Here is an 11,730-nt window from a genome sequence, read left to right as displayed (position 1 = left end):
AGCGTTCCTGACCGGACCGCGACCATCCAGGGCCGTGCATCCCAAGGAGAACATCCATGTCCGTCATCCCGTTCGATCAGCGCGAAGGCGTCATCTGGTTCAACGGCCAGTTCGTGCCCTGGGCGGACGCCAAGCTGCACGTACTCTCGCACGGCCTGCACTACGCGTCCTGCGTGTTCGAGGGCGAGCGGGCCTATGGCGGCCGGATCTTCAAGTCGACGGAGCATTCCGAGCGCTTCCACAAGTCGGCCGAGATCCTGGACTTCACGATCCCGTATTCGGTGGCCGAGCTCGACGCCATCAAGGCGCAGGTCGTCGCCAAGAACGGCTTCGCGAACTGCTATGTGCGCCCGGTGGCGTGGCGCGGCAGCGAGATGATGGCCGTCGCGGCGCAGAACTCGACCATCAACGTCGCCGTCGCGGTCTGGGACTGGCCCTCGATGTTCGACCTCGCGCAGAAGATGAAGGGCATCCGCCTCGACATCGCCGACTATCGCCGCCCCGACCCGATGACCGCGCCGTGCCACTCCAAGGCGGCCGGCCTCTACATGATCTGCACCATCTCCAAGCATCGCGCGGAGAAGAAGGGCTACGCCGACGCGCTCATGCTGGACTGGCAGGGCAGGGTCGCCGAATGCACCGGGGCCAACGTGTTCTTCGCCAAGGACGGCGCGCTGCACACCCCGATCGCGGACTGCTTCCTGGACGGCATCACCCGCCGCACCGTCATCGACCTCGCCAAGCGGCGCGGGATCGAGGTGGTCGAGCGCCGGATCATGCCGGAGGAGCTCGCCTCCTTCGACGAGTGCTTCATCTGCGGCACGGGCGCGGAGGTGACGCCCGTCTCCGAGGTGGGCCCCAACCGCTACACGCCCGGCGCCCTCAGCCGCGCCATGGTCGAAGACTACGCGGCCGAGGTGCAGCCCAAGGCCAAGGCCGCCTGAGGCCGAACCGGACCGCGGGCCTTCGGGCCCGCACTTCCTGGAAGACTCGAAGGCCGGGGCGTAACCGCTCCGGCCTTCACGCGTTGTCGGGCGCGGCGCGGGCCGCGGCGGAGATGGCGCGTGCTGGTCTATGGCGATGCGGTCAGGGCGGCGGACCCCGTCGCCGAATGGTCGGAGGTCCGGCTCGCCTGGCGACGGGCCTGCGGCGAGGCCGAGCCGCTCTCGCGCCATTCCGGCCTCGCGCAGGCCTTCATCGCGGCGGGCGAGCTGGCGCAGGGGCTGGCCGACGCCGAGGCCGAGGCGGCCGGCGCGGACGGGCCCGGCCCGGCCTCCCTGCTCGTCATGGACGCCTTGCGGGACATGGCGCGTGCGCTGCTGGCCTCCTGGGAGAGCGGTTTCGAGACCCGGCCGCCGCCGCAGGACTGGCCCGGTCTGCCGGCCGGGGCGCCGGCAGGGCCGCTGCGCTGCAAGCGCCCGGAAGGCTATGCGTTCTATGCGCTCTATCCGGAGGCCTACGGGGTCGCCGCGCGGGCGCTCGCCGGGCGCGAGCCGTTGCACGTCATCGGCCTGCGCAGCATCGGGACCGGGCTCGCCGCCATGGCGGCGGCTGGCGCCGAGGCGGCCGGGGAGGGCGCGGCGACGGTCCACACGGTCCGGCCGGGCGGCGATCCCTTCCGGCGCAAGGCCGAGCCCGGGCCGCGGCTGCGCGCCGCGCCGGCCGGCGCCCGCTTCGCCATCGCGGACGAGGGGCCGGGCCTCTCCGGCAGCTCCTTCGGCGGCGTGGCGGACTGGCTGCTCGACCGTGGCGCGGCGCCGGAGCGCATCGCGCTCCTGCCGAGCCATGCGGGCGAGCCCGGCCCGCAGGCCGATCCGCGCCACCGCGCGCAGTGGCGGCGCCTGCGGCGGCTGCACGTCCCGTTCGAAAACCTCGTCCTGCGCGCGGACGATCCGCGGCGCGGGCTGCAGGGCTGGGCCGAGAGCGTCGTCGGGCCTCTCGACGGCCCGCTGCGGGAGATCTCGGGCGGCGGCTGGCGCGCGGTCCAGCGCGGTCCCTCCGAAACGGGCTGGCCCGCCGTCAACGCCGGGCAGGAGCGGCTGAAATTTTTGGCGTCGTCCGGCGGCCGGCGCTGGCTGGTGAAGTTCAGCGGACTCGACCGGCTCGGCGCCTCGGCTCTGGGCCGGGCCGAGCGCCTCGCCGAGGCCGGCTTCACCCCCGCCCCGGCCGGCTGGCGCCACGGCTTCCTGGTCGAGCGCTGGCGCGACGACGCGCGGCCGGCGCCGGAGGAGGCGCTCCAGGGCGCGCGCTTCCGGGACAGGCTCGCCGACTATCTCGGGTTCCGGGCGCGGGCCTTTCCGGCCGATCCCGCCGGGGGAGCGGTCCCGCTCGGGGCGTCGCTGGCCGGTCTCGCCCACATGCTCGCCGTCAACGCCGCCGAGGCCTTCGGCGAGGAGGCGCACGGCGCCACGGCGCCATACCGCGATCGCGCCGTCATGCTGCAGCGTCGCGTCGTTCCGGTGATCACCGACAACCGGCTGATGGCGCCGGAATGGCTTGTCGCGCCCGACGGCGCCTTCCTGAAGACGGACGCGCTCGACCACGCCTTCTCGCACGACCTCGTCGGCCCGCAGGACGTCGCGTGGGACGTGGCCGGCGCCGCGGTCGAGTTCGGCCTCGACGCTCCGGCCGTCGCCCGGCTGATCCAGCGCACGGGGGCGGCGGCGGGCCGGCCGGTCGATCCGGAGCTCGTGGACTTCCTGGCGCCCTGCTACGCGGCCTTCCACCTGGGCGCGGCCGAGATGGCGGCCGCCGCCCATGCCGGCTGGCCGGAGGAAGAGGGGCGCCTCCGCGCCCTCGCGCGACGCCGCCGGCGCGCCCTCGCCGCGCTGCTGCACCGCGCCGCGCATCCTAGCCCCCCTCCGCTGCCCTCATCCTGAGGAGCAGGCCCCCTCGGGCCTGCGTCTCGAAGCACGAGGGCTCCAGAAGGCTGAACCCCCGGAGCGCCCTAGTCCGTGAGCGCGATGGCTGAGATCAGGCGGCCATAGTCGGGGGCGCCGCGATGGGTGTTGCGGCGGTAGCTGTAGAAGCGCTCCTCGTCCGCATAGGTGCAGAGCTTCAGGTCGACGAAGCGGCCGACCCCGGCGGCGTCGAGCCGCGCCGCGATATAGGCCGGCAGGTCGAACATGGCGTGGCCGTCGCGCGCGCTCGGCTGGAAGAAGCGCGCATTGTCGGGGTCCTGCTCATGGAAGCGGCCGACGAATTCCGGCCCCACCTCATAGGCGGCGGCCGAAATCATCGGGCCCAGCACGGCGACCACGTTGCGCCGGTCGGCGCCCAGCTCCTCCATGCGCTCCAGCGTCGTCTCCAGCACGCCCGTGAAGGCGCCCTTCCAGCCCGAATGGCAGCCGCCGACCACCCTGGCCTGCGGATCGGCGAACAGCACCGGCCCGCAATCGGCCGTCGAGATCGCCAGGGCGACGCCGGGCGTGCGGGTGACCAGCCCGTCCGCCTTGGGGCGGTCGCCGGGCCAGGGACCTTCGGCGACCAGCACGTCCGGCGAGTGCACCTGGTGCACGTTGACGAGGTTCTCGGGCGCGACGCCCAGCGCCTGCGCCATGCGGCGCCGGTTCTCCGCGATGGCGGCCTTGTCGTCGTTCGACCCAATGCCGCCATTGAGGCTGGCGTAGATTCCGCCGGAGACGCCGCCCTGCCGGGTGAAGAAGGCGTGCGCGACGCCGGGCATGTCGAGGTCGTCGGAGCGAATCATCATGCGCGGGTTCCGATTCGAGGGGCTGCGGAGCGACGCTCAGGGATGCGGGCCGCCTGTGTCAATTCCGGGGAGGCCGAAGCCGGGCAGGGCGCCCATCCCCGCCGAGCCGAACGCCAGGACCTTGAACAACTCGCCCATGCCGTCCCCGCCGTCGGCGAGCCGGGCGGCCGCGGTGTCCACGGCGGCGGCGACGGGCGGAGCGGCGCCGCGCTTCAGCGCCGCGGCGCGCTCCGCCAGGCCGAGGCCGCGCAGGAACGCGCCCTGCGTCACGGGCCCGTGCACGACCGCGCCCGCCGTCCGGGCGACGCGCCCGAGGGCCGCGAAATCGACATGGGCGGTGAGGTCTGCCTCGCCCGGCTCGGCCAGCGGGTCCGCATAGGCGTGGCCGTGGACGGCCTGCAGGGTGTCGCCGAAGCCCGGCCGGACATGGCCGTAGTCGATCGCCAGCGCCGCCCCGCCGGTCGCGGCGAAGCGTTCGGCGAGGCGCCGGGCGATGTCGAGCCCGGCCTCGCCGACCTCCAGCACCGCCCCGGGCTCCCCCGGCGCGTCGGCGAGCATCGGCTCCGGCTCGGGCGCGAGGCCGAAGCGCAGCGCGGCGGGGTCGCCCTCCGCCAGGCCGACGAGGCGCTCGCGCCAGCCGTCCTGGGCCTTGACGAACTGGCGGATCGGCAAGGCGTCCAAGAACTCGTTGGCGATGACGAGGGCGGGGCCGGCCGGGACCTCGTCCACGTCCGACGCCCACGCGACCGGGACGCCCGCGCCCGCCAGCGCCGCCTCCTGCCGCGCGCGCAGCGTCGGGCTCGTCTCGACTAGCCGGACGTCGAGCGCGGCGCGGAAGGGCGGCAGCGCCCGGGCGGCGCGCAGAGCGTCAGCCATCAGCGTGCCGCGGCCCGGCCCCAGCTCCACCAGCCGCAGGACGGGGGGCGAACCCAGGCGCATCCACGCCTCCGCGCACCACAGCCCGATGAGCTCGCCGAACATCTGCGAGATTTCGGGCGCGGTGACGAAGTCGCCCTGGGGGCCGAAGGGGTCGCGCGTCGCGTAATAGCCGTGCAGCGGGTCGCCCAGGCACGCCGCCATGTAGCGGGCGACGCTGATCGGCCCCGCCGCGGCGATCTCGGCGGCCAGGCGGCGGCCGAGCGGCGTCATGGCGCGGGGCGGCCCGCGGCGGGCGCGAGCCGGGGCCGGCGCAGCGCGCGCCAGATCAGCGCGAGCCCGGCGAGCAGCATCGGCAGGGAGAGCGCCATCCCCATGGTGAACCAGGCGTTGATGAACTCGCTCTCGTCCGGCTGGCGGTACATCTCGCAGAAGCTGCGGGCCAGCGCGTAGCCGACCGCGAACACGCCCGCCGGCAGACCCGGCCGGCGAAAGCCGACGCGGCGGACGACCAGCGCCATGACGACGAGCAGCAGCAGGCCCTCCGCGCCGGCCTCATAGAGCTGGCTCGGATGGCGCGGCAGGTCGTCGGCGCGGGGGAACACGAAGGCCCAGGGCACGTCGGTCGGCCGGCCCCAGAGCTCCTGGTTGATGAAGTTGGCGAGCCGCCCGAAGAACAGGCCGATCGGGGCCACCACGGCGAACAGGTCGAACACTGTAAGGGCCGACAGCCCCTTGCGGCGGGCGAAGATCAGGATCGCGGCCAGGACGCCGATCAGGCCGCCGTGGAAGGCCATGCCGCCGCGCCAGACCTGCAGGATCTCGAGCGGGTTCTGGCTGTAATAGGGCCAGCCGTAGAACAGCACGTGGCCGATGCGGCCGCCGAGGACGACGCCGAGCGCGGCGTAGACCAGGAGGTCGTCGAGGTCCTCCACGGTCGGGCGCTTCTGGCTGGCGGCCCAGAGGCCGTCCGCGGCGCAGAGCCGCCGCATGACGAGCCAGCCGAGCACCAGGCCCGCCACATAGGCCAGCGCGTACCAGCGGATGGCCAGCGGCCCGACGCTGAACAGCACGGGGTCGATCACGGGGAACGGGATCGCGAAGAGGGGCATCGCCGGCTCCGGACGCGGCGTCGCCGCGGAGCGCCTGAATGGGCCGGAGGCGCACGCCGCGTCAAGCGCGGCCGAATGCTGCGCGCGCCGGTCCGGCGTGCTATTGAGCCGGCGGCGAGGCGAACCCATGTGGGCGGAAGGGGCGGCGCTTCGACCTGCGCTCCCGATCCGCGCCCAGAGGAGAACCGACATGGCCCAGAACCGCATACTCGACGACATGGCGCGCCTCTTCACGGACGCCGCCGGCATGGCGCAGGGCGTCCGGCGCGAGGCGGAAGGGGTCGTGAAGGCCCAGTTCGAGCGCTTCATCCGCGACATGGACGTGGTCACCCGCGAGGAGTTCGAGGCCGTGCGCGAGATGGCCGTCCTGGCCCGCGACGAGAACGAGCGCCTGGCCGCCCGCGTCGCCGCCCTGGAGGCGAGGCTCGCCGGGGCGACCTCGGGCGATGCAGCCGCCGAACTCTGATTGATCGGCCGGCGCGCTGCATCGGTTGTGGACAGACCGGCCGCGCGAATTGTGCCGGGGGTCAGAATCCACGAGGGTCCAACTCGCTCGTTGTGCGTCGTGACTCGCACGCTGTATCGTCGAAACAAGGGGTGATTCGCGGTTCGATTCCAGAGGGTTGTTCAAACTCTTCCGGGCGATCCGGCATCCCTGGCGAAAGGTCCCGGCGCCCCGCGGCGCCCACGGCCGCGTCAGTTTCGCCGAATGGCGTTCGAGCGCGTAACAGGTGTCGCCACGCGAGCCGGGGAACGGCATGTCCGCCATGGAACTAGAAGCAGTCGAACGCAACGAGCATCCGCTCGACATCGTGGAGCGCCTCGCCAGCGTCCACGAGTGGTCGTTCGACCGGGCCGACGTGAACGAGATCTCCGTTTCGGTAGGCGGAAGCTGGTGCGACTACCACATCGCCTTCACCTGGCTGGACGAGCTGGAGGCGCTTCACGTCGCCTGCGCGTTCGACCTCAAGGTGCCGTCGCGCCGCCGCGGCGAGATGCTGGAGCTGATCTCCCTCATCAACGAGCAGCTTTGGGTCGGCCATTTCGACCTTTGGGCCAATGACGACGTCGTGATGTTCCGCCATTCGCTGCTGCTCGCCGGCGGCGCGGAGCCGAACGGGCGCCAGTGCGAGACCCTCCTCAAGGTCGCCACGGAAGCGTGCGACCGCTACTATCAGGCGTTCCAGTTCGTGCTCTGGGCGGGCAAGACCCCGCGCGAGGCGATGGAAGGCGCGATGTTCGAGACCGTCGGGCACGCCTGACGGGTTGCGGCGGCTCTCGACAGCGCCGGCGGGCTGACGCCATAAAGGAGCCTTCGGCCCCGCGGGCCGCGCATCGAGGCAGCGCCATGTCGACGTCCCAGGATTTGGCCCGAAAGGATCCGTCGCGGCTTCCGTCCTCTCTCGTGCTGGTGGGCTGCGGCAAGATGGGCGGCGCCCTGCTCGAGGGCTGGATCCGGACCGGACTTCCGGGCGAGCGCATCACGGTGCTGGATCCGCACGTGCATGTGGGCCTCGTCTCGTTCTGCGAGCGCCACGACGTCACCCTGAACCCGCCGCTCTCGCAGGTGAGCGAGCCCGAGGCGCTGGTGCTGGGCATCAAGCCGCAGATGCTGGACGACGCGGCGAGCGACCTGACGGATCTCGCCGGACCCGACACGCTCGTCATCTCCATCCTGGCCGGCAAGACGCTGGCCGACCTGCGCTCGCGCCTGCCGCGCGCCCGCGCGGCCATCCGCGCCATGCCGAACCTGCCCGCCTCCGTGCAGCGCGGCGTGACCGGCTGCTCCGGGACGCCGGAGGTCTCGGACCGGCAGCGCGAGATCGCCAACGCGCTGCTGTCGGGCGTCGGGCTGGTCGAATGGGTGGAGAGCGAGGAGCTGATCGACGCCGTCACGGCGGTGTCCGGCTCCGGCCCGGCCTATGTGTTCCACCTGGTGGAGTGCCTGGCCCGCGCCGGGGCGGCGCAGGGGCTGCCGCCCGATCTCGCCGAGCGGCTGGCGCGCGCCACCGTGGAGGGCGCCGGGGAGCTCCTGCACCGCTCCGACCTGACGCCCGGGACGCTGCGCGAGAACGTCACCTCGCCCGGCGGCACCACGGCCGCGGCGCTCGCCGTGCTGGCCGCGCCGGACGGCCTCGCGCCGCTGATGGACCGGGCGGTCGCGGCGGCGCGCAAGCGGGCCGAAGAGCTGAGCGGCTGAGCCGCGCCGTCCGCCGGCTCAGGTCGGGCCGTCCGGGGCGCGGCGTTCCGCCGTTGGCCAAAGCGGCCCCGGCACCCTATCTTCGGGAGACACGCACCTCCCGGAGCAGCCCGATGGCCAAGCAACCGAACCGCAAGCGCACCCCCGGAGCCGACGACGGCTATCCGGGCGAGGCCGGCGCATCCGGCGCGACCGCAGGGTCCTCCGCGCCGCCGCCCGCCGCGCCCTCCGGGGCGCCGCGCGACCGCATCATCGATGCCCTGATGGCGCTCGCCGCCGAGCGCGACTGGGACGAGATCGAGATCCCGGAGATCGCCGCGCGCGCCGACGTGACCCTGGCGGAGTTCCGCGACGCCTTCCCGTCCAAGGGCGCGATCCTGGCGGGCCTGTCCCGCCGCATCGACAAGGCCGTGCTGGAGGTCTCGACCGAGGACCTGGCCGACGAGAGCATGAAGGAGCGTCTCTTCGACGTGCTCATGCGCCGCATCGACGCGCTGACGCCCTATCGCGACGCGCTGCGCCGGATCTCGCCCGCGATGCGCCGCGACCCGCTGTCGCTGGCCGCCATGAACCAGCTCGCCGTCAACTCCATGCGCTTCATGCTGGCCGCGGCCGGCATCGACACCAGCGACGCGCTCGGCGCGGTGCGCGTGCAGGGCGCGGTGCTGGTCTGGGCCCGCACGCTGGAGACCTGGCTCGACGACGACGATCCCGGGCTGGCCCGCACCATGGCGACGCTGGACCGGGAACTGCGGCGCGGAGCCAATGTGATGCGGGGGATCGGCGACCTCTGCCGCCTCGCCGCCCCGTTCCGCGCCGTCCTGGAGCGCGTCGCCGACGGCCGCCGCCGCTTCCGCGAACGCCCCCGCGCCTCGCGCGACCGGGACTACCCCGAGGACGAAGCCGGCGCCGCCGCCATCTAACGAGCCGGACCCGCCCTTTTGCGGCGAGCGGCTCGGTCCAACCACCCACCCCCTCATCCTGAGGAGCCTCGCGCGGCGAGGCGTCTCGAAGGACGAGGGCCTCCAGGGCGCTCCGCCGGTTCAGCTTGCTGGAGCCCTCGTCCTACGAGACGCAGGCCCAAAGCGGGCCTGCTCCTCAGGGTGAGGGGAGTGCGGGGGTTTTGGGGTGCGAGCCTGACTGCTCGCCCTGGCGCTTGAACCATCTCGGTCCAACCACCCCCCCCTCATCCTGAGGAGCCTCGCGCAGCGAGGCATCTCGAAGGATGAGGGGGTTGGAGGGGGCTTTGCTCAGCCTGGCCGGGCGCCGGCGGGTCAGGCGATGTCGGGGGTGCGCCAGCCGAGGCGCTGGCCGGCGTCGACGGCGAGGGTCTGGCCGGTGACGCTGCGGGCGGCGGCGAGGTAGAGCACCGCGTCGGCGATCTCTAAGGGGTCAACCCCGCGGCGCAGGGGCACGTTGGCGATCTCGTGAGCGAGGCCGTTCTGGCCGTCGTGGTCGTTGGCCAAGGTGGGGCCGGGCGAGACCGCGTTGACCCGGATGGCGGGCGCCAGCGCCTGCGCCATCGTGGTGGTGGCGGCGTGCAGGGCCGCCTTGGTCAGCGTGTAGGAGAAGAAGGTCGGGTTCAGCCGCTCCACCCGCTGGTCCAGCAGGTTGACGATCGACGCCCCCTCCGGCGCCTGCCGGGCGAAGGCGCTCGCCAGGAAGGCCGGAGCGCGCAGGTTCACGGCGAAGTGCCGGTCCCACAGCTCCCGGTCGAGCCGGTCGAGGCGGTCGTCGTCGAACAGCGAGGCGCTGTTGACCAGGAGCGACAGCGGCCCGATCGCCGCATGGGCCTCCGGCACCAGGCGCTCCACGTCGTCGAGGTCGGCGAGGTCGCCCGCCACGATGGCGACCCGCGGCCCGGGGCCCAGCGAGGCGGCGAGCTCCTGCGCCTCCGCGCGCGACCCCCGGCAGTGGATGGCGACGTCATAGCCGGCTTCCGCCAGCCGCCGCACGATGGCGGCCCCGATGCGCTTGGCGCCGCCCGTGACCAGCGCGGCCGGCCGGGTCACGCCGGCCCGTTCCCGGCGGCGTCCTTGCCGGCGGGACCTGCGCCGGCGACGTCCGCGCGCGCGTCGCCCGCCTGGCGCAGCGCCTTCTCGCGGCGGCGCAGCTCGATGTGCTTGGCGACCCGCAGATAGCGGTAGAAGGCGAAGTTCATGGCGGTCATGAATCCGTAGGCGCCGCGCAGGAAGTGACGGCGGCCCAGATAGGCCTTGACGAAATTGGCCGGGAACTCGGCCACCAGCCTGAACACGCTGATGGTCTCGCCCCGCGCCGCAAGGTCGTCTACGAGCGCGTCGGTGTAGCGGTTCAGTTTGGCCATCTGGTCGCCCAGCGAGCGCACCGAGAAGTGGTGGATCGTGCCGCGCAGCTTGCGCACCGTCGCGCCGGGGACCAGATCCACCCGGTCATGCACCGGCGAGACCGAATAGGTGCCCTTGTCCTTGCGGTAGAGCCGCACCGGGGCGAGCGCATAGGCGAAGCGGTGAGGCCGGCCCTCGCCGGGGAAGATCTCGGCGATCCGGATCCGGTAGGCGTCGGCGCCGGGGCCGCCGCCGTCGAAGAGCGCCCGGATCTCCTGGGCGAGATCCTCCGGTACGACCTCGTCGGCGTCGACATTGAGCATCCAGTCGTGCCGGCACAGCGTCTCGCCGAAGCGCTTCTGCGGGCCGTAGCCCTCGAAGGGGTGCTCGACCACCCGCGCGCCGCGCGCGGCGGCGACCGCCTGCGTGCCGTCGGTCGACAGGCTGTCGATGACGATCACGTCGTCGCTGATGCTCCGCACCGCCTCGATCGTGCGGCCGATGCGGTCGGCCTCGTTCTTGGCGATGATGAAGACGGACAAGGGGGGCTTGGTGGCGCTCATCGCGACTGGCCTTGCCACGTCCGGCGCCCCGGAACAAGGCCCGCCGCCGGCCGGCCCGGGAAGGCGTGGCCGCGGGCCCCGCGCGGGCCGCATCGGGCCCGCCGCGCCGGGGAGGCCCGGCGGGCTTTCGTGAGGTTCGGACCCGGAAATCTTAAGTTTTTGTTCACCCGTCCTAAGACGGCGTAAACGCGATCTCGAGACATTCATTCAAAATTGACGCTGTTTTGCGGCTTCGATTAACACTAACGGGCGCCTGACGTATTGCTTCTTCTCAAGTCGGCCGCGGGTTCGGCCGCGAGTACGAGGTTCTTTCGATGTCCATTGTGCGCATGATCGTTCCCGTCGCGATGCTGCTGACCGTTTCGGTCAACGGGCGGCTCCAGGCCGCCGACCTGCCGTCGCGCTCCGATCCCTACGCCAGCACGGGCTACTCCGCTCCCGTCGCCAACTGGGGCGGGCTCTACGCCGGCGCGCATGCCGGCGGCGGATTCGGCAAGGCCGGCCCGGCCAGCACCTCCGGAATGGTGGCCGGCGGGCAGGTCGGGTACAACCTCCAGGCCGGCCCGGTGGTGGCGGGCGTCGAGGCGGACGCCAGCGTCTCCGGCGTCAGCAACACCAGCTTCAGCGAGAAGACCCGCCAGAAATGGCTGGTCAGCGGCCGCGCCCGGCTGGGCTACGCGGCCGGCAACATCATGCCCTACCTCACCGGCGGCGTGGCCATGGCGGCCACCGAGATCAAGGCGCTCGGCGGCAAGGCCAGCAGCACGCGCAGCGGCTATGTGGTGGGCGGCGGCGCGGAGATGATGATGGCGCCCAGCGTCACCGTGCGGGCCGAGTACCTCCATTACGGCCTCGGCGACGCCGAATATCCGGGGCCGCTGCTCGGCCCCGTTAAGGTCGACAACAGCATCAACGTCATTCGCGCGGGCGCGAACTACAAGTTCTGAATTGTAGAGCGTGA

Annotated in this window: 12 protein-coding genes; 7 read left to right on the top strand and 5 right to left on the bottom strand. The window is 72.8% G+C overall.

The window, feature by feature from the left end:
* Positions 1-56 precede the first annotated feature (56 nt).
* A complete protein-coding gene (locus tag ACYVO7_RS06125) occupies positions 57-944 on the top strand; it encodes a branched-chain amino acid aminotransferase (protein WP_460448940.1) in 888 nt (295 codons plus the stop codon).
* A gap of 120 nt (positions 945-1,064) precedes the next feature.
* Positions 1,065-2,879 (top strand): hypothetical protein, encoded by a 1,815-nt coding sequence (locus ACYVO7_RS06120; RefSeq protein ID WP_460448939.1) that lies wholly within the window; start codon positions 1,065-1,067, stop codon positions 2,877-2,879.
* A gap of 68 nt (positions 2,880-2,947) precedes the next feature.
* On the opposite strand, the gene pgeF is transcribed toward ACYVO7_RS06120, so the two are convergent.
* The 3 genes from pgeF to lgt are packed head-to-tail and all read right to left on the bottom strand — an operon-like array spanning position 2,948 to position 5,700.
* The gene (pgeF, locus tag ACYVO7_RS06115; protein ID WP_460448938.1) at positions 2,948-3,712 is read right to left on the bottom strand and encodes a peptidoglycan editing factor PgeF; all 765 of its coding nucleotides are present in this window, start codon (positions 3,710-3,712) and stop codon (positions 2,948-2,950) included.
* Between the two features lie 36 nt (positions 3,713-3,748).
* Positions 3,749-4,861: a class I SAM-dependent methyltransferase gene (locus ACYVO7_RS06110; RefSeq protein ID WP_460448937.1), complete on the bottom strand. Its 1,113-nt coding sequence runs from the start codon at positions 4,859-4,861 to the stop codon at positions 3,749-3,751.
* Positions 4,858-5,700 (bottom strand): prolipoprotein diacylglyceryl transferase, encoded by an 843-nt coding sequence (gene lgt, locus ACYVO7_RS06105; protein ID WP_460448936.1) that lies wholly within the window; start codon positions 5,698-5,700, stop codon positions 4,858-4,860. Before lgt ends, ACYVO7_RS06110 begins: the two co-directional genes overlap by 4 nt.
* Before the next feature lie 190 nt (positions 5,701-5,890).
* Here lgt and ACYVO7_RS06100 point away from each other — a divergent pair, with 190 nt between their 5' ends.
* The 4 genes from ACYVO7_RS06100 to ACYVO7_RS06085 all read left to right on the top strand — a co-directional run bounded on the left by ACYVO7_RS06100 (position 5,891) and on the right by ACYVO7_RS06085 (position 8,823).
* Positions 5,891-6,166 carry an accessory factor UbiK family protein gene (locus tag ACYVO7_RS06100; RefSeq protein WP_460448935.1) on the top strand — a complete coding sequence of 92 codons (276 nt, stop codon included), beginning with the start codon at positions 5,891-5,893 and terminating at the stop codon, positions 6,164-6,166.
* Between the two features lie 292 nt (positions 6,167-6,458).
* A complete protein-coding gene (locus ACYVO7_RS06095) occupies positions 6,459-6,962 on the top strand; it encodes a type III secretion system chaperone family protein (protein ID WP_406854471.1) in 504 nt (167 codons plus the stop codon).
* 86 nt (positions 6,963-7,048) lie between these two features.
* Complete coding sequence (gene proC / locus ACYVO7_RS06090) at positions 7,049-7,900, top strand: pyrroline-5-carboxylate reductase (RefSeq protein WP_460448934.1); 852 nt, start codon at positions 7,049-7,051, stop codon at positions 7,898-7,900.
* 113 nt (positions 7,901-8,013) lie between these two features.
* Positions 8,014-8,823 (top strand): TetR/AcrR family transcriptional regulator, encoded by an 810-nt coding sequence (locus ACYVO7_RS06085; protein WP_460448933.1) that lies wholly within the window; start codon positions 8,014-8,016, stop codon positions 8,821-8,823.
* A 351-nt stretch (positions 8,824-9,174) separates the two neighbouring features.
* Here ACYVO7_RS06085 and ACYVO7_RS06080 read toward each other — a convergent pair whose 3' ends face one another.
* Both ACYVO7_RS06080 and ACYVO7_RS06075 read right to left on the bottom strand, forming a co-directional pair.
* Positions 9,175-9,912, bottom strand: a complete 738-nt coding sequence (locus tag ACYVO7_RS06080; protein WP_460448932.1) for an SDR family oxidoreductase — start codon at positions 9,910-9,912, stop codon at positions 9,175-9,177.
* On the bottom strand, positions 9,909-10,769 hold the full coding sequence (locus ACYVO7_RS06075; protein WP_460448931.1) for a glycosyltransferase family 2 protein: 861 nt from the start codon (positions 10,767-10,769) through the stop codon (positions 9,909-9,911). The genes ACYVO7_RS06080 and ACYVO7_RS06075 overlap by 4 nt, the downstream gene beginning before the upstream one ends.
* 314 nt (positions 10,770-11,083) lie before the next feature.
* Here ACYVO7_RS06075 and ACYVO7_RS06070 point away from each other — a divergent pair, with 314 nt between their 5' ends.
* Positions 11,084-11,716, top strand: a complete 633-nt coding sequence (locus ACYVO7_RS06070) for an outer membrane protein (RefSeq protein ID WP_460448930.1) — start codon at positions 11,084-11,086, stop codon at positions 11,714-11,716.
* Positions 11,717-11,730 lie beyond the last annotated feature (14 nt).

It is taken from the genome of Alsobacter sp. SYSU BS001988 (assembly GCF_054796215.1).
Note: the sequence above shows the minus strand (reverse complement) of the source record. Positions and strands in the feature narration are given on the sequence as shown.